Genomic DNA, 24,309 nt, shown 5'->3' with positions numbered 1-24,309 from the left:
GCTCTCCTTGGATTTGCACTTAACTCTCGTTAAAAATAGCGACTTACAAGAAAAACTTAATCATTTTTTGTTTAAGTAGAAGATTGGTGACGTAGGATGACCTTCCAGTGTTTAAAGCCTGTTGGATGAGCATCGACTAGCCTGCGCTTTGCCAAAAATTCATAGATAATTTGATCATCTGCCCATAAAGTAGGAAAAGCATAACGCATGAAGGCTGGTATTTTAGCATTTGTCCACCACTTATCTAATGATGAGTTGCCCCTTTTAAAGCTGTATTTTCCCAAGGGAATTTGAATGGATAGATGGCCCATCCACGCCTGCTGCCATCCTGTAACAGATGGATCAGAATCTAAAGATTCAGTCACTTCAATGGCCCAGCCCCCCGCAAAATATTTTCCTACTTTATCGAAAAAAAGCTCTTCTTTAAAATCTACTAGAGGCTTACTCATTACAAATAAGCGTCCTCGATCTATATAAATCCAAGTATCTTTAGCTAAAAGCTGGCAATTGGCCGCCTTAGCATGAATCTTTTTGCAAGCCTGTTCTATTAGATGGCGCGAAAGTTTTACCCCTTCGCTTTCACAAACTTTTCTAATCAAATACTTCATTTCAAATTCAGAACAGGCCTTATGGGCTTGAAAATTTAAGTACGAGCCGAAGGGCCCCTTAGATATATCTTTAAGATAACCTTGTAAATGGCCATCTAAGTAATTTTTTAGTTCTTGCGCTTCACGGCCTAAGCGGCAAAGGCTTTCTTCTATATTTTTCCCAAATGTGCTAGCTAGATGCGGAATAATTGTCTGGCGGAAACGCGCACGCAAAAATCTTTCATCTTCATTGGTTTTATCCTCAAAAAACTCATAATTGTTACAAGCAAGCCATTGCTTGATTTGAGATTTCGAGCAGCTTAAAAGAGGTCGCCACAGCTTCAACGTCTGATAATCTGTTACAGGGGTCATACCCCCTAAATAAGGCAGACTCCCTCCTTCTAAAACTTTTTTCAAGACCGTTTCTGCTTGATCATTTAAATGGTGTCCTAGGATAACAGCTTGATAATCATGCTGATGACATAAATTCTTAAAAAAAGCTAAACGTTCATGACGGCAAGCTTCTTCCATATTGCCAGAGAGCTGGGCAATATTTAAATTCTTTAAATAAATAGGTACATGCATTGAAGCAGCTAAATGCTGTAGCTGATGGGCCTCTTCTTTGCTTTCTATGCGCCAGCCATGGTCTACATGGGCCGCAGCAAAGTTTAAAGCTTTTAAATTCCTATATTTTATAAGAAGATAGAAAAGAGCAAGAGAATCTGAGCCTCCAGATAATCCCAAAAGTACGGGCTGCTGATGGTTAGCATGAATATCTAAAAAATTAAATAAGGTTTCCTCTAAATTCATTTATCTAGAAATTGTAAAATTGATAGAAAACATAGAGACAAAGGAATAGCAACACAATTAGCCAATAGATAAAAAAGGGAGACTGAGGTTTTTCCAGTAACAAAAGGGAATCTTCTTGAAGCTGCGGTTTATTGGGTTTAAATTTATCGTTAAGCTCTTGCGAATGATGGTCTTCAAACAAGACTTTTAATTCTGGGACTTGGCGCGCCGGTAACCACTCTTCCCCTTCTATTTTCCGCACCCATGTATCTGGGGTCAAGCGTGGATGAATTTTTAGCTCGGCAATACTAAAAGGTCCTTCTTTTTGATCGTCAATCTTAATAAACCACTCTTTCTTGTCCATAGGCTCTCTTTAGTTTATATTTTTATATAGCAAGCAAAAAAAAGGATTAGCGGTCTCTGATTTGAAAACTCATTTAAAACGTTCATTTGCTGATCTCTGCATTAAAGAAAGCTTTTACCTATTTAAACTTTAGCTAGTCACCTACTCAGCTCTTGATTGATCAACTTGCAACAATCTTTTTCTAATATTATGGAGTTCTACGTTCTAGTGCCCATCCCCACAATCCTGATTGAGACAAATGATTGATTCATTGTATGCTATTTTTTAGCTAATCTTTAGAGTTAAAAAATGCCTATAATCTGGCGCTACTTGTTAAAGCAGTATATAAAAGTTTTTTTTCTTTGCCTACTGTCTTTTATTTTCATTCTTTTAATTACCCGGCTAGATGAGATAGCTCACTTTGCTGCCTTAGGATCTGAAGGATGGATCATTTTATGGTTTGTTTTGCAGCAAATCCCCTATTTACTTCCTGTCGCTATCCCTATTTCCTGTTTAATTTCAGCAATAATTTTAATGCAGCGTTTATCTCAATCTCATGAAATGACAGCCTTTCGAGCCTGCGGCCTTTCTTTGCGTGAGGTGCTGGCTCCTTTGCTAATAGCAAGCTTCTTTATAGCAGCCCTAAACTTTTATATTGTTTCCGAATTGGCTACTCAATCCCATTTGCAGACGGGTCTTACAAAAATGGAGCTACGCACTATTAACCCGCTCCTCCTTCTCCATAACAAGCACTTAATGCGTCTAAGAGGTATATTTTCAGACACTTTAGGTCACTCTCGTACGGGTGAATATGCAGGCGATAGCATTCTTGCTATCCCTAATAAACACAATTCTAGTATCCATTTAATTTTAGCCAAAAACTTACAAGCAAATTCAGCGACCTTCCAAGGTAGCCAGATGACATTAATCACTCCTACGCATAGCAATCACCTACCCCGTCATGATGACTTGCTGGTCGAAAATATCGGTGAAATGAAAACATCTATTAAAGACTTTGCTCAGCTACTTCAAAAAAAAGTTTGGACATTAAATAATGACCATCTACGTCTTGCCTTATTAAGAGCACGTATACAAGATTTGAAAAAAGAAAAAGCCCTGCGTGAACATGGCGATAATGATAGAGTAGGCTTAAAACAAGTTTCCCATCACCTTAATCGAAGTTATGCAGAGCTGATTCGGCGTTTTTCCATTTCCTTAGCAGCCTTCACCTTTACATTAATGGGAGCCTCCTTTGGGATGAGCATTGGTAGAAATCCCCATCATCGAGGGCTTGTTTATGTCATAGGATTAGCAGCCTTATATATTGTAGCTTTTTTCTTCGCCAAAGGGGCAGAACATCAGCTAGTGCTCTCCACCCTATTCTATCTGCTCCCTCAAATGATTATTATTCTCGCCGCTTTAAATATGCTTTCGCGTTTGTCCAAAGGAATCGAATAATGATGAAAATCTGGCCTCGTTATTTCTTAAAAGAAACTATAAAATCTTTTTTTCTTTTCATTTTAACTTTTTATGGACTTTATGTATTAATTGATTATTCTAGCCATGCCAGCAGTTTCCATTATCATCACCTTTATTTTCAAGTTTACGAAATAGCTCTTTACTATGTCTGCGAATTTGTCCAAAGAATGGAAGTTTTCATTCCTTTTGGCTTGCTTTTAGCTACCATCCGTACTCTTACTAATTTAAATATCCATAATGAGTTGGTGGCGCTAATGGCTAGCGGTATTCCTCTTCGAACATTAATCAGACCTTTTATCTTTTTGGGAATGACGATGGTCTTCCTCATGTATATAAACACCCAGTTTTGGATCCCTATAGCCTTGCAGAAAATTAAGCAGATCGAGCAAACCCACCGTATCCACAAGCATAAAGGCCTTCTTCAGCTAGCAGTAAAAAGCTTAAATTTAAAGGATAATAGCCATATTATTTTTCATGATTATAACTCTAACGAAAAAAAACTTGTGGACGCCTATTGGATCCGTGAGATTAATGATATTTATCGGATTAAATACCTTTATCCCTATAGTCAGCCTCCTGTCGGGCATTTTATCGATCATTTTAAACGCCAACCTACGGGCGAGCTTGTGATTATAAAAAGTTTCGACCTTCTCTCTTTTCCGGAAATGCGTTTTCACAAACGCGATCTCTTTCAAGGGATAACCAATCCGGAGGATGAATCTTTATCTGAATTATGGAAGAAACTTCCTCCTTTTTTTAGCATACTAAGCCAGAAAGAATCTCACAGAGCCTCTGTGTTTTACCATAAAATGATTATACCTTGGTTATGCTTACTAGTCGTTATGGGTATTGCACCCTTCTGTGTGAGGTACTCACGCACTCTTTCTCCTTTTTTTATCTATGCTTTAGGTATTTTTGGTTTAGTGGCCATCTATCTTCTCCTTAATGCTACTCTTGTGCTAGGAAAAAGGCAGGTAGTCGAACCTTGGCTAGCTACTTTCTTACCATTTTTCATCTGCGCAAGCCTAGCTTCTTATCGATACTTAAAACTCTAAATTAAAAATCCCTTTATTTAGTAATAGAGATTATGAGCGCCAGCAAGATCGCCAGATACTATCAAGTTATACATTGTATTGTCCAAATTGACTTAAGTATTTTTAAATCTTTCTCTTTAGAATCAGCTCTAGCGTTATCAAAAAATCGATTAAAAGAAGATATAGGCTCAGGGCAACCCCCCAATACCTATGTGCCAGCGCGTAACGCTCTTTTTCTAGCTTATGCTATGGGGCAAGCTGAAATACTAGATGCTCAGGAAATTTATTTAGGAGCTAATGCATTAGATACTCCCTCCTATCCCGAATGTACACTTAGCTACATTCAAGCTTTTCAGTAGGTTTTAAATGTGGGCACTAAGCAAGCTGCTGAAGGAAGCTCGCCTCAGCTTTTAACACCTTTAATCCATTGGGCTAAAGCCGAAATTATTCGTCAGGGCATCGCTTTAGACGTACCTATACACATGATTTTTAGCTATTACGATCCGCCACCTCAGCAAAAGCCTTGTGAGCGCATCGTAAGGACCTATGGATTTGCAGCAGCAATAGGATAAAGTCCCTTTTAAGTAACAATCTATTAAAATGTTCATAAAGCTATTATCTATCATTGACATAAGAAAGGAAGAGGAGCTGCTCTATTGCAGAAGAATTCCCACAGCTTACCGCGGGAAGAAATTCTATAGAAATTTGTTGACTTTTTTATCCATAATCTAAATTTTAATTTTCAAAGCAAAATTTGGGCTTAAGAAAAGATCGAATGTAGCTTCAAAATGATAAAAAATTTATTTTTCAATCCACTAGCAGGAATAGCAGCTTAACTTTCACCATCCAAAAAAGCCTTCATCAAAGCTTATTGGCAAGGAAACTTGCTTTCTGATTACTCCCTAAAAAGCTTGAAACTCAAGTTAACAATATACCTTATACTTTTGAGCTAATCCTTATGCAGCCAGGTACTTTATAGAATTCTTCTATTGAGTAGAGAGGCATTTTTTAAAAGGTAGGGTAGGCAGGCTAAGCTTTTTAATGCGTATAATAAGGAATATAAAATTTAGATCAATATTGTTACCACTCCACCAGGCTTGCCTCTACTTGCACCCGCGGTGAGTATGCTATAGTTTGCATGGAAAGCTTGGAGAAGTCTCATGCGCCTTTTAAGCTGCCCCTCATGCACATCTATACTTTATAAAAGCATCCTCTTAAGCCAATTGGTAGCTTTGAGAGGATTGGGCATGCAGGCCTAGTTTTACAAGCGTATTACTCAAAATTTCGCCTACCCGTTTAACCTCCTCAGTTTCTTTATAGCTATCTAGCAAGCTTAGCACAGCACCAGATATCGTGGCTTAAAGCAATATAAAAATGCGAATATAAATTTATTTCTTACTTTCATTTTGAACCATTTTCAAAGCTTCCTCAAACTTTTCTTTTTCTACTTTTATGTATCTTTTGGGGTTTTCAGAAGCGGTAAACATATAGTTTATTTGTTCATTTGTGGAAGAAATTACATCAAAGTCTGGATAGTAAATAGGATGACTTGGTGGACCATTCAAAAAAATTGCGATTTCAATATTGTTAGGGGTAAAAGGATAATTTTTTAAGTAGGGTCTAATTTTTTCATGAGTATTGATAATTTGAAGCATTTCTTGTACGCAATCTACAATGATTCTACGCCCCTCTTCTTTAGTTAGAGGGCCCGTTTTTTCAAAGCTTAGCGCTAGCATAGTTACCACTCCGTCTGGCATGCCTATGCCTGTACCAATAGCGCGCATGTCATACTTTGAGCGAAGCTTTTTAGAAGCTTTATCTAAAATTTCGCCTACAAATTTCGCCTGTTCAGGTTCTTGATAGCTATTCAATAAGCTCAATGCGCAACCCGATAGCATGAACAGTAAAATGATAAAAATGGGCATATAAATTTTATTCATAAATTACCTAAAACTTTAAGTTTTTCGAAGTGATATTTAAATACTTTTTTATACGTAGGGCTTTGGAAAGAATGGTCATGAAAAGCGGCCCCTGGGCAAGAATTTAAGGTCACGGTGTCGCGTTTACTTCGTATTAAGCCTCCCACATCGATATAAGGGATAGGATCGCGCCAAGCTTCTGCCCGATAGTGATAAGCTTCTTTACAGGAGTCAGCATACATATAAGCTGCTGGAGCAATCGCTAGCACAGTAATTTGCTTGCGCAACTTTTCATCATAACTTAAAAGCGCATTGCGGACATTGATGGCTCCTTGGCTATGGCAGATTTGAAAATACTCTCCACGTGGATATTCGTCAAAGAATTTATCCCAGGTTTCATGATTAACGCGTACTGGCGTAGTAGCTGTATAACATAAACCTAAGCCTGATTCAATACAATCATTAAGCAAATTGTGCGTAGCATTATGGATGACATCTATCGAATATTCCCACCCTAATTCTCTAAGGTGGATGGCATTGTTAATAGCCTCTAGCTGGGTTGTCATAATGCCATTATGAACACCCAGGCGAAAATTTTCTGATTTACTCCCTAGCAATACAGCTAATGAAGAGCTTTCACAGCGCACAAAATTTCTTTCAAATCTATCTGTAAAGCTCACTCTAGGCAGATTTTTTATGTTTTCGCCTTTTCCTCTAATGGGTGTTTTTTCCATTCTATAAGAGGCGCGTTCTTTGCCATACATGATCACACTTTCGCGGTGTTTCTCCCAACGGCTAGGATTTGAACCTCTTAATCCATATAGATCTCTATCATTTAAAGGATTGTTTAAAACATAGGCATACAGATTAGGACCCGCCTCAAAGCTTAAGGGATCGGCAGTTACCCAGCGCCCGGTAGTGGGGTTGTAATAGCGGCGTCCAAAGTAGACAAACTGAGTTTCAGCGTCCACACGTTTAGAAGAAAAACGCCAAGGGTTGATCGATTGCTTGCTAAGCTTATTATTTTTGCCATAAATAAATTCTTGTCCATAAGCGGTATATCGATAAGTTTCTTCTATGGCATGGGTCTTAGCATCAATCAGTAGGCGGATATTGCCTAATGTATCATGGATGGGTATGTAAGCTTTACCTTGCAGTTCTAGCAAAACCGAAGCCTCTATTTCAGCTCCTTTACCTTTACCTAATATGCGCAATTGCTCGATGTTGCCCTTAGAGTCACAGGCGCCAATTTCGCTAAGTCCATGGTACATGTAACGAATTTCTTTCTCAGGTAGCCACTTATTTTCAACTTTAGAGCGGGAATAAAAGGTGCTGCTTAAACGGCGATTAAGCTCATCATAGACATAGGTGACCTGCTGCGTAGGAGTATGAATGGCAATCAAGCGATCTAAAGCATCGTAAGATAAGTTTAAAGAGCCTTTACGTATAAGATTGCCATTGAGGTCATAGACATGGGGGTCTAAGCCATCATGGAGGAGCTGATTGAGAGCATTAACGCTATGAGGAATTTTATTTTTCTCCACCCTATTATAGAGGGAGTCATGGCAATAAGTATGATCCACTAGGCCTTTTTCGGATTGAAGCTGATATAAACCATCGTATATATAGGTATGATTTACTTGGCCCACGGGATCGAGGGTTGTTCTTTTTAAAAGATGGCCCACTTGATCAAAGCCGTTTTCAGGAATATTTTCTTTTAAGTACTTAGACGAAATGCTAATTAGGCGAGAATAGGCATCGTAAGCGTATTGAAGCGAGCCTGCTTCAGCCATCAATTTAGCCTCTTCTAATGCCCCCGAAAGATTGTAATGCTGATAAGTGTGTCGATAAGGGCCTCGGCTAATTTGATGAAGATAAAGCGATTTATAAGAGTATTGAATAGAAGAATCGTCTGGAAGTATAATTTTCTGGATCCTATCTAAATTATCGTAACTATATTTTTGCGTTAATCCATGAGATAAAGTTTCTTGGACCAAACGTTTATTATTATCGAAAATACGCGTGGTAGACTTTCCTGTATGCTTATCCTCCACACCCACAACATTAGAATTAGCATCATAAGTATAGTGGTAATGCAAAGAGTGATCTGTGGAGGAAAAAGAGGTGAGGCGACCTAGCCAGTCATAGGCGTAGTGCAGTTCTATCCCATCGGGTTTGATCACTTTTTCTTTTTGCCTATAAGCATTATAGACATACTTTGTTTGCTTTTGTTCAGGATTTCCTACCGCTTCCGTACAACTGATCAGATTTTTGGCAAAGTCATACTCAAAATGAGTGGTGACCAGGCGATCAGGTTGATGAGGAGCCAACACATGCTCAATTTGTTTACAGCAAAGTCCTTCTGCATCATAAAAAAACTCACGTTTTTGCAGGAGCACACCCATAGGGTCGCGACGAATTTCCAAGCGAACATGCCCGCAGCTATCATGCTCCTGAAAAAAAGATTGGCCTATGGCATCGATGGTTTCTTTAGCATATACATATTGGCCCGCTTGGTTAAGGTGCAGATAATAAAAGAGGGTGCGGGTGGTATGCCCTTGAGGATCAATAACACTTTCCACCTCCCCATAGGCATTGTAGTGGGTAAAAGTGATAACAGGCTTGGCTTGATGATAAGCAATCGTTTGGATGGGCTTTCCTTGCTCGTTGTAAAGATAGCCTATTTTAGTTAAAACCTGTCCTTCAGCATCCTCGGTCCGCTCTTCGATGAGGCGATCCATGGCATCATACTCTTTAACGTTGGCAATATAGTCTTTTTCCTCGGGACCAAAATATTCCAGCGTCTTAGCGAGCCGTTGGCAGGCATCATATTGATAAGCAGTTTTTGCCTCATTTTTCACGATGCTGGCCAGACGGCCCGCAGCATCATATTGATAATAAGTAAATTGCCCTTCAGCATCCACTTCGGCTATCTTATGAAAATGATTGTAATGGGTAGTTGTTTCACTGAGCTTTTCCCCTGTAGGAGCAAAAGTCATTTGTCGGCAAGCTCTTCCTAAATAATCATAATCTGTTTGGGTAACCTTTCCATTTAAGGCGATGCTTTTAGCCAGATAGCCCTCAAGGGTATATTCATTTTTTTCGGTCGATCCATCAGGGTGTTGGATTAAGCAAGGCTGACCGCGGATATTATAATTATAGGTTGTTTTAAAACCTCGCCGATCCGTTTTACCGATAGGGTTATCGGCAATATCATACTCAATACACTCAAAAGGCTGATGAAAATTACCGTCAGCATCTAATAGCTTGGGATAGATGGTTTTAATTAAACGTCCACAATGATCGTAAGTGTATTGCGTGGTCTCTCCCTGCCAATTGGTCATCGCTACTTTTTGACTAAGGCCATTATAAGCATAATGGGTCACTAATGTCTGATCAGCATGAATATCTTTAGAACAAATGCGTCGATTGGAAAAGTCATATTCATGAACAGTATGAAAATCTTTGCCAGGGTGTTGTTCAAAAATAAGATTGTCGTTTTCATCGTATTGATAGAAAGAGGCATGCCCTAAAGCATTGGTCTCCTTAAGAATATTTCCATGGGCATCGTAATCCCAATGCAAAGTAAAGTGAGGCTGGCCGTTACTATCGAAATGGGTTTGCTGGGTTATCCGCCCTTGATGATCATGGAAATTTTGCGTTTTTCGCAGTAAAATCTCTTCCTTAAGGGCAAGGTCTAGATATTTTTCTTCGATAATTTCAGGTAAACCCACCGGAAATTGATCGCGATAGCTGGTATAGACACTATGGCGCTCTGTGATACCTGTCAGATCATCTTCTTCTAAAGTATGTCCATCATCATAAACATAACGCGTGATTGAACCATTGCTGTTATAAGTATAAAACTCGCGATAGACGATTTTGTTATTCACGCGCATCAATTTTTTATGGAGTAAGGCAGATTTAGGGTAATAGAGGTAAACGATCTCCTTACATCCATCTTGCTCACGTAATAAGTGGTTATATCCGTCATCACTATACTCATAAGTGCGAATGTAGCTATCATATTGTCCCGCTATAGGAATGCCCTCTTTATTTAGCACAGGGCCCTTTGCATTTCCCGTAAGATTTCCAAGAAGCCATTCATGTTTTATATTTCCATTTTTGTCGTAATCGTAATAGCGGCTGCTTAGTAAGTTACCCTGGCCATCTTGTAAGGTTTTGGTTGTTAAGCATCCCTCTAAATGTGGCAAAGAGCTCCAAAAAAAACTTTGCGTGCGATAAAGATTAGAGTCTAACAGCTTATCGATGCCTGTTAAGCGTCTTTTTGAGTCATGATGATAGCGAGTTTCTTGATTATGAAGATCGAGCACGCGGGTCGTTCCACCTGGATAGCTATAAATACGACTTTTACGGTTGATGGGGTTTACCTCATAGTAAAAGCGATGGGTAGGATGCAGGGTTTGATCGGTGCCTACAGCAGCTTTTAAACAAGAGACACGTTCATAAGGGGAAGTACATGTATCGTAAAAAGTTAAAGGTTTTTTAGTATAGGCGCAAGGGTTGGTCTCATCGTAATATTCAATTTGCTTGCAGCGACCATTGGGTAGGGCTTTTTGTTTCATGCGGTGGGTAGTATCATCGTATGAATAGCAAATTTTGGGAGCGTTGGTAGAAATCACTTGATGGAGCTCAGGCCTGGCCGGATAATTGCTGAAAAGATATTCGCAGCTTCCGCTTTTATCTTTATTGGCATAGGCTACCATGCGAGGATTAAGCTTAAAATTATCATATTCAAAGTGAATAATCCCTAAATCTTGCTGAAGGCTATTCGTATGACTTATCTCACCAATTTTCCACCCTAAGGGGGATTTTTGATAGGTATACTGCGTCTTAATTCCATAAGGTTTTTGTTCATAAGTAAGCCCATGTTGATAGCGAATAGCAGCCAGGGAAAGTGGCGTGCGATGACTAGAACCAAAATATTTAAGGCTTTTTGAACCATCTCTTAAGTACACGGCGAAAGTACCTGGTTTAGGAGAAACAATTTGCATCTGAAGATTATGAGGATTGCTTTTGCCGCTGATGAATCCTTTAGAGCAATTGGTCAACCCCTGACTGTAATTGGTTGCATCGATGAAAAGGGTGCGCCCAATTAGGGTATTGGTATATAAAGCCTTCATGCCTTTTTCTTCGTGAACGACTCTGTTTAAGCTGCCCCCAAGCATTTCTACATTTTCTGGCTCGTTAATACTCCAGCCGCTGGTATGGGTATAGATGCGTTCCACATAAAGAGGATCGGGGCCTGGGGCCCATAGATCAATCCCACTATCGATAAAAGTACCCGTGATGGCGTTAACGCAGCCGTCTACCATAGCTGAAGGCTCTCCACCTAAAGTAGCGATATTTTGCTCTCCTATGAAAACTTCTTGGGCGGTAGTAGCTTTTGCAAAACCCACGGGTTCTTCAGTAGCTTGTAGGTGTGAGCAAACAGTGTATAAGAAAAAAATACAAAGAAAATTTCGCATGCTATTTTTCCAAAAGATAAAAATTTTCTTATACAAAGGAAGTTGTTTGGTAGCAATGAAATTTTAATTTACCTTACGCAGACATGGAATTTCTCTGTAAAGTTTGCAATTCTTGACAGGCCATCTGATTAGCTTTAAGGATTATTCTATATCCTAGAGCAAAATGATTAAGTGAAGTTTTGAATATAAGAAATTCAAGCTTGCAATAAGCGATAAAAGAGGCAAAAATGTCGTGATTGCAGGAAAGTTGACTGAAACTCCTTAAGTCTTTTTTCATAGACTCAAGAGAGCCAAAGTTTCAGATTCCGGAGAACATTTTTTTGGTGTTGTTGAATTGCAATTAGAAAATTGTAGGGGTTGAGCTGATTGAGAGCGCAAGTTTCCATCACGCCCATAAGGATGTCGGCAATTTTAGCTCCAGTTTTATTGCGAAAGGAATATGCATTTTTGTGATTAAAACAGCTTTTTTCATCATTTGCCCTGCAATATTATTAGTTAAAGGGAGTCCAGGAATACCCCAAAACAAGGTAAATGCTTCCCCATGGATATTTAGATAAAAACTCGCTTTACCCATGCTTCTATTTGGCTCCACTTTCTTATCTTGAATAAAGCTGCTACAATATTTCTTTATTCTATTCATTAGAAAATAGTAGATAAATATTCGTAAAGATTTTGATATGTTTGCATAAAAATTTAAATTCTAAAACTCGCTTTTTCCTATAACATTTTTGAGGATGTCTACTTAAGCTATAAGAGATTTACCCACAAAAACTTCTCTCCCTTGAATTTCTATGATGAATAAGTTATAGTGCCTCTAACCTACTTACTGATTAGCTATGGATCCATTTGACCTAAGACTCTGGGAAGGCTTTTCTGCAGCCCTATCTAGCCCTTGTATAGGCTCCCCTATCATTGATCAAATCTGTATTGACTCACGCTTAATTTCCTCTCCCCATGCACTATTTGTAGCTTTACCAGGACAGATTGAAGATGGCCATCATTATGTTGAACATGCAGCTATAGCAGGTGCACGCTTTGCAATTGTACGCAATGATTGGCAACCAGCCAAGTTACCTGCTATTAATCTTTTACGTGTTTTAGATCCTTTAAAAGCTTTCCAAGAGATAGCCACAGCCTATCGGCATCAACTTAAGGCCTTGATTGTTGGCATCACTGGTACGCATGGTAAAACAATGGTTAAAGATTTGCTACAGGCGATGATAGCACCTACCAAAAGAGTAATAGCATCTCCTGGTAGCTTTAATAGCCAAGTGGGCGTACCTTTAAGCATTCTCAACATCTCTCAACAGCATGAGATTGCGTTGATAGAAGCAGCGGTGTCCCAAGATAATGAAATGGATCGCTTAGCAAAAATTATTCATCCTCAAGCCTGTATACTTACTCATATAGGCAAAAAGCATCTGATCACTTTCGGCAACCAACAGGCCCTTGTAGCAGAAACTATTAAGCTTATAACTGTCCCTCCTGAAAATAAATGGGCCCTTATCCCTGAAACTCCTTTTCTCGAGCCCTATTTAAAACAGATTAAAGCTCCTTACCATTTTTGGAATAAAGAAACTCCTTTTCTTCCCCATGCTCATCTTTTAAGCAAGCCTTACGAAGTGGAGATGCTCTATGGCATTAAATTCCCTTGCGGAACTTATTTAAAAGAAAGAATTAATGCTGGCTTCTATTATTTCATGGATCTTCTTAACATCTCAGTTAAAGCTGCCTGGCTCCTAGGAGTCTCTGCTAAGATAATCCAAGAGGCCCTTTGTGACTATATCCTAGAGCCAATGCGCACAGAAATATGGAAATCCCCAATAGGTGCAACATTTATTAATGAGACTTATAGCTCCGATCCTCAATCTGTTGATCAAGCTCTTAAACATTTTGAGCACTCTTCTACTGAACATCGTAGGATATTTATTTTTGGTGGCATACGAGGAAAAAAAGAAAATAACACCTCGGAATATAGACGCATAGGCCATGCTCTTATAAAAAATAAAGTACAAATGCTAGCTTTAGTAGGCTCGCATAATTTCCAAGAAATCATTAACATCGCTAACAAAGCAAAAAACCCTTTAGAAATTTGTCATTACAATACCTATCGTGATGCCCTTCAGCAAATGCAAGCACATATACAATGCAATGACTATGTAGTCATCAAAAATGAACGTAAAGAACCCTTAAATAATTTAATAGAAATTTTTAATGATAGCATAGCCAGCAATCAATGTTTTATAAATCTTGCTGCTATACAATCCAATATTGCAACCATTCGCCATAAGGTAGGAGCTAACACGCGCCTTATGGTGATGGTTAAAGCGTTAGCTTATGGCACCGAGGAGATACGTATAGGAAAATTTTTATCGACTTGTGGGGTAGATATCTTGGGCGTTTCCTGTGTAGAAGAAGGGGTAGCGCTTAAAAGAGCTGGAATTAAGCAAGCAGTTTTTGTGATCCATTCTTCTCTTTATGAAATTGCAAAAATTGTTAAATGGGAGCTGGAAGTGGGGGTCAGTGAGAAAGAATTCATTACTGCTCTAGCAAACGAGGCTTCTAAACAAAATAAAAGCATTCGAGTACACTTGCATGTTGATACAGGAATGAATCGCCTAGGATGTTCAATTAACAATGCCTTAGAGCTTGCGACTTTAATCAAGGATTGCCCCCATCTAATTTTAGAGGGCTTAATGACCCATTTTGCCTGTGCTGATGACCCCGCGCAAGATTTTTTCACATTCGCTCAAACGCAGAGCTTTGATGGGGTCATTGCTCAGTTAAAAAAACATCAGATTACAGCTAATTATTATCATGCCTCAAACTCAAGCGCTGTTGTTAGATTCGATTTTAATCAGTATAACATGGTTCGCGTCGGTTTAGCTATCTATGGACTCCACTGCTCAGAAGCTGCCCGCCAGGCAATGGAATTGCGGCTAGCTCTTACGCTTGTTTCAAGGATTGCAGGCATTAATTATTGCAAAGCAGGCGATACCATTAGCTATGGCCGCAGCTATCGCGTAGAACGGGATAAACAAGTAATCGCTGTTCTTCCTATTGGATATTTTGATGGCCTTCATCGCCATTACAGTGGAAAAGGGTATGTTCTCATTCGAGGGCAAAAAGCACCTATGGTAGGAAAAATCTGTATGGATTTTATGATGGTAGATGTTACGGGTATTGAAAATGTAGCCATTGGAGATGCGGTATTGATTTTTGGCGAGGATGAGCATGGCCAATATCTTGCTCCTGAAGAAGTAGCTTTACAAGGAGATTCGATAGTCCATGAACTGATTACCTGCTTAGGACCTCGTATTCAGCGAATATTTATCCATGAAGAATCTAACCAAAAAAGCTAACTCTCTTGCGCAAGAAGCTGAGGAAGTGCTTTTTCAAGGTTACTATGGAGAAACGTATAACCAGAATCGATTAATTTCGAGCATGAAACGCGTTGACTGGATAAAAGCAACTCATCGGCTTTTTCACCCAATAGGAACCGTAAGACAAAGCTGGGAAGAGATAAAAGGGTAGGTCGACCGAGTGCTTTTCCTAGCATTTTAGTAAATACATGATTAGTGACAGGGTGCGGAGCCACCACATTAATAGGGCCTTCCAATTTTTCTGTTTTTAAAATATGTAAAAATACAGCAAGAACATCTTCTAAGCTTACCCAGCTCATATATTGCTGTCCCGATCCCATTTTACCGCCAATTCCCCATTTGAATCCTGACAGCATTTTCGCTAAAGCTCCCCCTTTAGGACTAAGGACGATTCCAAAACGCAGACAAGCTACACGCACATCCATAGCTTCTAGGGCGTGTGTAGCTTTTTCCCATTCTTCGCAAACGTGAGCTAAAAATCCCGTGCCATTTGAACTCTCTTCCGTCAGAAGAAGCTCTCCCCTGTTGCCATAATAGCCTATAGCAGAAGCATTAATAAAAAGCTTAGGAGGATTTTTTAAGCGAAAAAAACAACTTGCAAGAGTACGAGTGGCCTGAAGGCGGCTTTCAATAATAGATCTCTTTTTAGCTTCTGTCCAACGTCCTTTAAAAATATTATCACCGGCTAAATTGATAATTCCTTCAATCCCCTCTAGGTCGTTGTCATTAATGGCCCCTCTTTCAGGAGCCCAGCTTATTTCATTTTCAGCTAAGCCTGTATTTTTGCGCACTAGTATCTTTACATCATGGCCTGCTTGCGTAAGGGCTAAAACTAAGTTTTTCCCTATAAACCCGGAAGCACCAGCCACCAAAATTTTCATTAAAATTCCTTTGAACGTATCTTAGACAAGGTCACAAGCATCGCTTGGCATCCAATGACGCTCTTTACCTTCCCATTTAATATTGCAGCCTATTGGATTTGTTAAAGGCGTAGTTAAAGATCTACCCGCCAGATGCTCTGCTAGGGCCCTCTCTAAATCATTTTGCCTCACCTTAGAGGTATCTTTAGGACTGTCAACTCCTCTACCCGTGTAGATGAGCTTGCGCTGTTGATCAAAAACAAAAAAATGAGGGGTGCGCAGGGCCCCGTAGGCTTTAGCTACTGCCTGAGAAGCATCGTAAAGATAATACCAAGGAAAACGATGAATTTGCATTCTCTCCTGCATATGCTCAAAGGAATCGGCAGGAACCGTGGTTGCGCTATTGGAGTTAATACCTACAAAAACTACTCCATCGTTTTTAAACTTTTCAGCGGTCTGACGAGTCACTTCATCTGATCCTGTCACGTAAGGACAGTGATTGCATGTGAAGAAAATGACTAGGATAGAAGCAGAGTCAAAATCTTTTAAGGAATAGTTTTTTCCATCCGTGGCTGGCAAGCAAAAATCTGGAGCCGAGGCTCCTATAGATAGAGTAAATGGCATAGATAAAGCCTTTTTTAAATTTTATTTGAGTATCAGAAAAAATTTAAAAAAAGTCAATTTTATATACAGAGCATTGTGTAAATAATCGATTAAGCCTACGAACTTTCCTCCATTCTCCCTTAAAAGCTATTGGTAAAGCAAAAGCGCCATATTCTAAATAATTTTGCTAAAGAGAAATTTTAGAGAAGAATTAGAATGAGCTGTAGAGCAAAAGAATGGATGAGCTAGCTCTTTATTTCTTGAAAAGCTGCCAGTGCTTTCTCACGGGCTTTTGCGTGATCCACAATAGGCTTTGGATAATTAACTCCTAGCTCTATGCCTGCCTCTCTTAATGTTTTTTCTGGAGCTTCCCAGGGCTTATGAATCCATTCATTAGGTAAAGCGGCAAGCTCTGGCACCCACTTCCGCACAAAATCTCCATGGGGATCAAATTTTTCTCCCTGCGTGATGGGATTGAATATTCTAAAATAAGGCGCAGCATCTGCCCCGCAACCTGCCACCCACTGCCATCCTAAGGTATTATTGGCTAAATCTGCATCTACAAGGGTATCCCAGAACCAAGCAAAACCTTCTTGCCATGCTATCAATAGGTCTTTGACTAGAAAAGAACCTACAATTAACCGTAAACGATTATGCATCCATCCGATTTCCCACATTTGCCGTATACCTGCGTCAACAAAAGGATAGCCAGTCTGGCCTTTCTGCCATGCTTTTAAATGATCAGGACTATTATCCCAAGGAAATTGATTAAACTCATCTCTTAAAGGTTCCTTAGAAGTATGAGGAAAATGATAAAGAAGGTGATAAGCAAATTCTCTCCATCCTAATTGCCGTAAGTAGGCTTCAACTCCTTCTTTACTAAGATCGCATTGCTCTTTAATGGTATGCCAAATTGTACGAGGACTTATCTCGCCAAAATGCAGGTAAGGAGAAAGGCGTGAAACTCCTGGCAAATCGGGCCTATCTCTTAGATCCTTATATTCGTAAATAGAATTTTTTATAAAATCCATTAGAGCTTTTTTTGCATTTAAAGATCCAGGCTTCCATGTGGCTTGAATACCTTTATCCCAGTGAATATGAGGAAGAAGGTTAAGCTCATCGATATGCATGCTATCAACCTGAACAGAAAGAAGCTTTTTCTTAGATTCCCAGGCAAGAGGAAGTGGAGGCTCAGGCAATTTTTGACAAGCTTTCCAAAAAGGAGTAAAAACTTGAAAAGGCTTTTTTTCTTTGTTGAGATTAGTCCAAGGCTCGAAAAGCAAGCTACTATTAAAACTTTTAGTTTCGATGCCTAATTCATGAAAATGACTTTTTAAGAGCGCATCCCTTTTAATAACGGCCGGTTCATAACGCCTGTTCCAAAAGATGGATGTGCTACCTGTAGACTGGCAAAGTTCTTCTAAAATTTTTTGCGTATTGCCTGCACGGATAATTAAATGTAGATCATTTTTTAACAATTCATCAGCTAGACTTTGTAAAGAGTGATGTAACCACCAGCGTGAGGCAGCACCTGGCGGCCAATCCCCTTCTTCCTCGGGAGAATAAATGTAAACAGGAAGAATAGAGGCTCCTTTTTGAAGGGCAGCCTGTAATGCAGGATTATCTTCTAACCGAAGATCTTGTCTAAACCAAATAATAGTAGAGTTAGTCATACCTAATTTATAAATTAAAGGTTATTTAGATGCAACGCCTACTTTTATCTACAAAATATAAACGGATTTTATTTTCTTTTTACAAGTAATTGTAAAGAAGCAAATTAAATAGAACTTTGAGCAAAAAAATTATCAAAATCAAGCTTAAGGCTCATCGTAGAAATAAGCGAAGTTTTAATTAAAAAAACATTTACCCCCTTTACCTCCTCACAAAAATATGGGTACATTTTAAATATTTTTCTACTTTGTTCATTTTCTAGTGAAATGAGTTTTTAGCTTGATGGTCACACTTGTGATATTTAACCAAAAACCGCATGGTTACCTATCGCCTGCCTATCTATTATGACCAGCCAAAGCCATACATAAAGTGCTAATTTTTTTATTTAATTGGAGACCAATTTAAATGGGTGCTTCGCAAGCGTACTCTTAGAGAGGTATAGACGAGCAAGTAGGGATTCAATTTTTTTCTATGCATATTAAACTTTATATGCTTTTTTGTAATTGTAAGAGCAATAACATTTAAAAAGTCATCATCAGGGTAAAATTAGATCGTTCAGTTATGAAAAGAGAATGGAACAGTAAACAAAATAAGAGGATAACGCGACCGGCTATTTAAAAAGTAAAAAATTAAAAAAAATTCATTGTTAATTATTTATAGAAATTAAAATTAGTATTCATTTAATATGATTTATCAAAAATTAATAGTAAATTAAAAAAAATTACAAGTAATATTACAAACTTCTTAAAATACCCCAAAGCTAAAATCAGGATAAACGCATGAATGTAGAAAATTTACCTATTACACCCTTCATCTTTACTGCGTTTAAGAAAATAGAAAAAGAAAAGCAGCCTTATCTGAAACTAGGCCCTTATGCAGAGATTAGCTTAAAAATTTTCAAAAAATTAGAAAAGCAAGACTTATGCAAAGCACGATTGGTTTGTAAAGAGTGGGAGGAGCTAATTGAACAAACTGAGGAATGGAAAAGTTTTCATGCAAAAAAAGTGAGAACTAACTCACCAACAGAAAAGCAACAAGCTAACTTTTTAGCCCCTACTCAATGGGATAAGCATAGAATAGCTGAGTGCTTATGGCAGGATTCTTCAGCTATTATTAGTGAGTCTATGATAGCAAAAGTGAACACCGCCGCCAATTATCTAAGCAAAGAAGAATTTGAATTAAAAGGTGTTCCCAGTGATGGTAATTGTTTTTTTAGCGCTTTTTTAGGAAGTTATGCTTGCCTTTCTAGGAAAATTCCTTTGCTAGACGATCAAGAAAACAAAATTTCTTATTTAAGGAAAGTGCTTTCAAGCATCATCAGGCATACGAACAGCGAAAGAGCAGAAGAAATAATAGGAAAAGGAACTTGGGTAAGCGGCTTAGGTGAAGGAGATCTGCTAGCCTCGGCTTTATCTATTCCTATACGATTGGTGACAGTTAATGAGGAACATTTGATTTGTGGCGTTAATGATATGCTTATCCTCCCAAGACAGGGAATAGCTGCAGATGAGACAGCCCAAGAATGGGGCACTATTCCTGATGAAGAAAGACCTAAAGAATATATCCTCATTGTAGATTTAGGAGGCCATTTTATTTATGCTCAAAAGCCTTCAAAGCCGGATCACTTTCTTCTTGTAGAATCAGCAACTTCCTCTACTCTTCTTTCAGATGAAAAACCTTCTTTTTCTCTTCATATAGAAGCTAGAATGAATAAAGTTAAAAGATTTTCCCTTACAGAACAGGATTTTAATGAGGCTGGTAAGCAAGAAGTATTTGATCCCTCCAATCCTTTATCTACCCTACCCTTAAGAATTTTCCAACGGATTTTCCTCTCTTTCAACAGTTTAAACGATGATGAATTAAGGAAGGTTCTTAATGCTAAAAGCTGTGCTCGCGTGTTTAAGCAGCACCTACCCAGCAAGGTTCAGTTGTTGATACGTTATCAACCTCAAAAATTGCCAGAGTATCTTGATAGAATTGCTGAGTATCTAGACAAAATTGTTTATTCTATAGAGGAAAGCAATAATTTTTTAATAAAGTTTAAGTTAGAAGAAGCAGAAGAAGCCTATACGCTAGCTTTAAAGCTCGCCGTTCAAGAAAATGATCCTATCCAAGAAAGTGTCTACATGGAAAAATTAGGGGATGTTTATGTATGCAAAGGCACCCCTGAAACACTTTTGCAAGCGGCAGGACTTTATAATTATGCTTTACGCCTTGCTCCTCCACAACGGCGAAAAATTCTTAGGAATAGACTCTCACACGTACAAAATTTACTTGTTAAACAATGTAAAGGCCAACCTTTTAGTTCCGCGATCATCGAGAAACAATTTGAACGTAATCGCAACAACTTGAAAAAATTGAGAGAAGAAATAGAAGAAAAAATTCAAACTCTGCCAGAGACCCCCTCTTCCCAAGAGGTGAGCGAGCTTTATGGTGAGATAGCTCACCAAATAAAAATTTTCTTTGGACAGCTCACAATACAGGCCTTGCATCAATTAGACACCGCGCCTTGTGAATATGCCATGATAGGCTTTGGCTCTTTAGCTAGAGAAGAAATGACCCCTTATTCTGACTTAGAATTTGGTATTCTTATCCAAGAAGACAATCCTATAAATAAAAAATATTTTAGCAATCTAACCAATCTACTTCACTTAAAAGTGATCAACTTAGGAGAAACTATTCTTCCTGCTCTAAACATTCCCTGCCTAAAAACGATAGATTTTTTTGATGGCATTACGCCACGAGGCTTTGCCTTCGATGGAGCAGGAGTAGAAGGAAAAGGTTGCAAAACTCCTTTCGGCAATGGTAAAACATTTGAGCTTATCCAAACTCCTGAGAAAATGGCTCAATATATTGCTAAAGATGAGGAAGGACAGTGGTGGCATGATAAAGAGCCACATCTTCCTATGGAGCTTTTAACCTTTACCCATCTAACAGGTAATCCAGAATTAACTCGGCAATATAGGCAAAAACTTCAAAAAAAACTTGATATTTTTTGCCAAGCAGATCTTAGCCTTCGGGAGTACTTAGCCAAGCAACACCTTGTTGTAGCTGATATGGAAGCTTTTAATCCAGGAATGAGCGATTTAAGTAGGCAAGGAATGATTTTTAAAGTTAAAAATGATTTTTATCGCTTTCCTCATTTGGCTTTGGACCGATTAGCCCTTCTCAAAAAAGTAATGGCTTCCGATACTTTCACTAGGATTGATCAGCTAAACAAGCTAGGAATTATAACAGCTGGCGCCGCTAATAAATTAAAAGAGTGGATGAGCATAGCGCTATTTATGCGCCTTAAAACCTATTCGCATTATCAGGCACAGCAAGAGATGATGAATCCGCTGATTAAACCCTTTGGCTTTGACGAACCGGGACTCATCAAGAAGCAGTTTGCTTTAGATCAGGAAGCCTTGGGAAAGATAAAAAAAATATGTCAGATTTTTATTCCTTTTTATCAAGCGATGCAGGATTTTTTAGCAGGCAATGAAGAGACACTTCAATCTTCAGAATTAAATGATGATTCATGCCAAACTCAAGGAGATATAGCTTTAAGACTTTGCCAAATAGATGAGGCAAAAAAGTGGTATCGCCTAGCAAAAAAAGCAGATTTAAAAAATTCTAAAATATTTAATACTCTTGGGATCATTTATGCTAGTAAAGGAAATCTGAATAAAGCAGCTAAATATACTCAACAAGCGCTTGCTATTGATCAAAATCCAGATAATAAAATTAATCCTAATATAGCAATCTATTATAATAATTTAGGCCAAATTTACCGAGAGCAAGGCAATTTAGCAAAAGCAATTGAGCATTATCAAAAAGCGCTAGATATTAAGAGAAAGCTGTTGGGTGAAAATCATCCCAGCATAGCAAATAGTTACAACAATTTGGGAGCAATTTATGAGGAACAAGGAAATTTAACAAAAGCACTTAAGTATTCACAAAAAGCGCTAGATATTAAAAAGAAGCTTTTTATTGAAAATCGTCCTGATATGGCAACTATATATAATAACCTAGGAGCAATCTATCAGCGCCAAGGAAATTTAGCTAAAGCAGCTAAATATATAAAAAAAGCGGGGGTCATTGCCACTGAGCTATTTGGTGATAATCATCATAATATAGCAATACATCACAACAATTTGGGATTGTTTTACCGAGAACAAGGAAATTTAATAAAAGCATCTGAGCATATCCTGAAAACACTTGCCATTTTCGGTAAGTTATATGGTGAAAATCATCCCATGGCATCTACAGCCTATCACAATCTGGGCCAAATCTACAAAGAACAAGGCAATTTAACACAGGCGGTAGAATATACTAAAAAAGCTCTTGCAATTTGCCTTAAGCTTTTTGGGGAAAATCATCATGATGTGGCAACCTCTTATAATAGTTTAGGCCAAATTTACCGAAATCATGGCAATTTAGGGCAGGCGGCAGAATATACTAGCAAAGCTCTTGCCATTTTCCTTAAGCTTTTTAGTGAAAATCATCCTGATGTGGCAACCTCTTATAATAATTTAGGCCTCATTTACCAAGATCATGGCAATTTAGGACAAGCGGCAGAATATACTAAGAAAGCTGGTGCTATTTTCCTTAAGCTTTTTGGGGAAAATCATCCTGCTGTGGCAACCTCTTGCAATAGTTTAGGCCTCATTTACCAAAAGCAAGGCAATTTAGAAAAGGCTGTAGAATATACTAAAAAAGCTCTTGCCATTTGCCTTAAGCTTTTTGGGGAAAATCATTATGAGGTGGCAACCTCTTACAATAATTTAGGCCAAATTTATAAAGAGCAAGGTAATTTGGAGCAAGCGGTAGAATATACTAGGAAAGCTCTTGCGATTTGTCTTAAGCTTTTTGGGGAAAATCATCCTGCTGTGGCAACCTCTTGCAATAATTTAGGCCATATTTACCAAGAGCAGAGTAATTTAGAACAGGCGGCTGAATATATTAAGAAAGCTGGTGCTATTTTTCTTAAGCTTTTTGGGGAAAATCATCCTGCTGTGGCAACCTCTTGCAATAATTTAGGCCAAATTTACCAAGATTATGGCAATTTAGGACAAGCGGCTGAATATACTAACAAAGCTCTTGCGATTTACCGTAAGCTTTTTGGGGAAAATCATCCTGATGTGGCAATGTCTTGCAATAATTTAGGCCGAATTTATCAAGAACAAGGCAATCTAGGCAAGGCAGCAGAGTATGCAGAAAAAGCTCTCGCCATTAACCTTAAGCTGTTTGGTGAAAATCATCCTGCCGTGGCAATCTCTTGCGATAATTTAGGCCAAATTTACCAAGAACAAGGCAATCTAGACAAGGCAGTGGAGTATACAGAAAAAGCTCTCGCCATTAACCTTAAGCTGTTTGGTGAAAATCATCCTGCCGTGGCGATCTCTTGCAATAATATAGGCCGAATTTACCAAGAACAAGGCAATCTAGGCAAGGCAGTGGAGTATGTAGAAAAAGCGCTTGCTATTAACCTTAAGCTGTTTGGTGAAAATCATTTTAAGACGGCAATGGCTTATAACAACTTGGGGGACATCTATCATAAACAAGGCAATTTAGGCAAGGCGACTGATTATGCAAAAAAAGCTCTCGCCATTAATCTTAAGCTTTTCGTTGAAAATCATTCTAAGGTGACAATATTTTTATAGCAACTTGGAGCAATATTGCCAAGAACAAGGCAATCTAGACAGCAATTCCCGCAAATAAAAATTTTAACGTTATTTCCCACATTCCGCAGGTTAAAACAATGGTTGGATAATTTTTTTATTATTTTGATAAATTGACTTAAGTTTTTTTCAAGAAAAAACTAAGCTTGTTCCTCTCAAAGCAAAGAAAGAGAGGATATAAGCGATGGAAGAGTATAGTAGCAAAGATCTTGACCACTTAGGGATTGTTTCTGCTATGTGTGACGAGATCAATTTAGTGAGCATGATAGATCAACTAATTCCCCCCGATCCCCGAGCTATTATAACAACAGGAGAATGCATCAAATTGATGGTCATCAATGGGTTAGGTTTTACTTCACGTCCCTTATATTTAGAAGCACAATTTTACGCAAGTAAACCTGTGGAACGATTATTAGGAAGAGCGTGTAGATCTGAAAATATATCGGATGATCGTTTAGGTAGAGCTTTAGATTGCTGCTACGAATATGG

The 24,309-nt window shown here is 38.5% G+C and carries 13 protein-coding genes and 2 pseudogenes; 6 read left to right on the top strand and 9 right to left on the bottom strand.

Annotation, left to right across the window (positions count from 1 at the left end):
• Window positions 1-71 precede the first annotated feature (71 nt).
• Complete coding sequence (gene tilS, locus NEOC95_RS02745; RefSeq protein WP_213151376.1) at window positions 72-1,397, bottom strand: tRNA lysidine(34) synthetase TilS; 1,326 nt, start codon at window positions 1,395-1,397, stop codon at window positions 72-74.
• Window positions 1,398-1,401: 4 nt separating this feature from the next.
• Complete coding sequence (locus tag NEOC95_RS02740) at window positions 1,402-1,740, bottom strand: DUF4339 domain-containing protein (protein ID WP_166157979.1); 339 nt, start codon at window positions 1,738-1,740, stop codon at window positions 1,402-1,404.
• Between the two features lie 288 nt (window positions 1,741-2,028).
• Between NEOC95_RS02740 and NEOC95_RS02735 the strand changes: the two genes are divergently transcribed.
• From NEOC95_RS02735 to NEOC95_RS09350, 3 genes and pseudogenes are all read left to right on the top strand, one after another.
• Complete coding sequence (locus NEOC95_RS02735; RefSeq protein ID WP_213151374.1) at window positions 2,029-3,177, top strand: LptF/LptG family permease; 1,149 nt, start codon at window positions 2,029-2,031, stop codon at window positions 3,175-3,177.
• Window positions 3,177-4,253 carry an LptF/LptG family permease gene (locus NEOC95_RS02730; protein WP_213151372.1) on the top strand — a complete coding sequence of 359 codons (1,077 nt, stop codon included), beginning with the start codon at window positions 3,177-3,179 and terminating at the stop codon, window positions 4,251-4,253. Before NEOC95_RS02735 ends, NEOC95_RS02730 begins: the two co-directional genes overlap by 1 nt.
• A gap of 32 nt (window positions 4,254-4,285) precedes the next feature.
• A pseudogene (locus NEOC95_RS09350) lies at window positions 4,286-4,804 on the top strand (7-cyano-7-deazaguanine synthase).
• 816 nt (window positions 4,805-5,620) lie between these two features.
• Here the strand turns inward: NEOC95_RS09350 and NEOC95_RS02715 are convergent.
• The 4 genes and pseudogenes from NEOC95_RS02715 to NEOC95_RS02705 form a co-directional block, all read right to left on the bottom strand.
• On the bottom strand, window positions 5,621-6,172 hold the full coding sequence (locus tag NEOC95_RS02715; RefSeq protein ID WP_213151368.1) for a hypothetical protein: 552 nt from the start codon (window positions 6,170-6,172) through the stop codon (window positions 5,621-5,623).
• Complete coding sequence (locus NEOC95_RS02710) at window positions 6,169-11,640, bottom strand: RHS repeat-associated core domain-containing protein (RefSeq protein ID WP_213151366.1); 5,472 nt, start codon at window positions 11,638-11,640, stop codon at window positions 6,169-6,171. Before NEOC95_RS02710 ends, NEOC95_RS02715 begins: the two co-directional genes overlap by 4 nt.
• A gap of 73 nt (window positions 11,641-11,713) precedes the next feature.
• Window positions 11,714-11,881, bottom strand: a pseudogene (locus NEOC95_RS09780) (IS701 family transposase); the annotation flags it as partial.
• A gap of 144 nt (window positions 11,882-12,025) precedes the next feature.
• Complete coding sequence (locus NEOC95_RS02705; protein ID WP_213151365.1) at window positions 12,026-12,214, bottom strand: hypothetical protein; 189 nt, start codon at window positions 12,212-12,214, stop codon at window positions 12,026-12,028.
• 262 nt (window positions 12,215-12,476) lie between these two features.
• Here NEOC95_RS02705 and alr point away from each other — a divergent pair, with 262 nt between their 5' ends.
• On the top strand, window positions 12,477-15,002 hold the full coding sequence (gene alr / locus NEOC95_RS02700; RefSeq protein ID WP_213151364.1) for an alanine racemase: 2,526 nt from the start codon (window positions 12,477-12,479) through the stop codon (window positions 15,000-15,002).
• Here alr and NEOC95_RS02695 read toward each other — a convergent pair.
• The 3 genes from NEOC95_RS02695 to NEOC95_RS02685 all read right to left on the bottom strand — a co-directional run bounded on the left by NEOC95_RS02695 (window position 14,999) and on the right by NEOC95_RS02685 (window position 18,159).
• Window positions 14,999-15,904 carry a TIGR01777 family oxidoreductase gene (locus NEOC95_RS02695; protein WP_213151363.1) on the bottom strand — a complete coding sequence of 302 codons (906 nt, stop codon included), beginning with the start codon at window positions 15,902-15,904 and terminating at the stop codon, window positions 14,999-15,001. The two genes, alr and NEOC95_RS02695, sit on opposite strands and share 4 nt — an antisense overlap.
• A gap of 21 nt (window positions 15,905-15,925) precedes the next feature.
• Window positions 15,926-16,507, bottom strand: a complete 582-nt coding sequence (locus NEOC95_RS02690) for a thioredoxin family protein (RefSeq protein WP_213151362.1) — start codon at window positions 16,505-16,507, stop codon at window positions 15,926-15,928.
• 224 nt (window positions 16,508-16,731) lie between these two features.
• Entirely contained in the window at window positions 16,732-18,159 is a 1,428-nt protein-coding gene (locus NEOC95_RS02685; RefSeq protein WP_213151356.1) for a cryptochrome/photolyase family protein, read from the bottom strand.
• A 777-nt stretch (window positions 18,160-18,936) separates the two neighbouring features.
• Here NEOC95_RS02685 and NEOC95_RS02680 point away from each other — a divergent pair.
• Both NEOC95_RS02680 and NEOC95_RS02675 read left to right on the top strand, forming a co-directional pair.
• Complete coding sequence (locus NEOC95_RS02680; RefSeq protein ID WP_213151354.1) at window positions 18,937-23,802, top strand: tetratricopeptide repeat protein; 4,866 nt, start codon at window positions 18,937-18,939, stop codon at window positions 23,800-23,802.
• Between the two features lie 202 nt (window positions 23,803-24,004).
• On the top strand, window positions 24,005-24,309 hold a 305-nt coding region (locus tag NEOC95_RS02675), incomplete at its 3' end, for a DUF4277 domain-containing protein (protein ID WP_213151352.1).

The organism is Neochlamydia sp. AcF95, assembly GCF_018342455.1.
Taxonomy (GTDB): domain Bacteria; phylum Chlamydiota; class Chlamydiia; order Chlamydiales; family Parachlamydiaceae; genus Neochlamydia.
This window is presented reverse-complemented; position numbering and strand designations above follow the sequence as displayed.

Bases quoted from the DNA above. Each gene is read 5' to 3' on its own strand.
- NEOC95_RS02680 (WP_213151354.1), top strand. From the start codon at position 18,937: ATGAATGTAGAAAATTTACCTATTACACCCTTCATCTTTACTGCGTTT.
- alr (WP_213151364.1), top strand. From the start codon at position 12,477: ATGGATCCATTTGACCTAAGACTCTGGGAAGGCTTTTCTGCAGCCCTA.
- NEOC95_RS02730 (WP_213151372.1), top strand. From the start codon at position 3,177: ATGATGAAAATCTGGCCTCGTTATTTCTTAAAAGAAACTATAAAATCT.
- NEOC95_RS02705 (WP_213151365.1), bottom strand. From the start codon at position 12,214: ATGGGTAAAGCGAGTTTTTATCTAAATATCCATGGGGAAGCATTTACC.
- tilS (WP_213151376.1), bottom strand. From the start codon at position 1,397: ATGAATTTAGAGGAAACCTTATTTAATTTTTTAGATATTCATGCTAAC.
- NEOC95_RS02740 (WP_166157979.1), bottom strand. From the start codon at position 1,740: ATGGACAAGAAAGAGTGGTTTATTAAGATTGACGATCAAAAAGAAGGA.
- NEOC95_RS02710 (WP_213151366.1), bottom strand. From the start codon at position 11,640: ATGCGAAATTTTCTTTGTATTTTTTTCTTATACACTGTTTGCTCACAC.
- NEOC95_RS02685 (WP_213151356.1), bottom strand. From the start codon at position 18,159: ATGACTAACTCTACTATTATTTGGTTTAGACAAGATCTTCGGTTAGAA.
- NEOC95_RS02735 (WP_213151374.1), top strand. From the start codon at position 2,029: ATGCCTATAATCTGGCGCTACTTGTTAAAGCAGTATATAAAAGTTTTT.
- NEOC95_RS02690 (WP_213151362.1), bottom strand. From the start codon at position 16,507: ATGCCATTTACTCTATCTATAGGAGCCTCGGCTCCAGATTTTTGCTTG.
- NEOC95_RS02695 (WP_213151363.1), bottom strand. From the start codon at position 15,904: ATGAAAATTTTGGTGGCTGGTGCTTCCGGGTTTATAGGGAAAAACTTA.
- NEOC95_RS02715 (WP_213151368.1), bottom strand. From the start codon at position 6,172: ATGAATAAAATTTATATGCCCATTTTTATCATTTTACTGTTCATGCTA.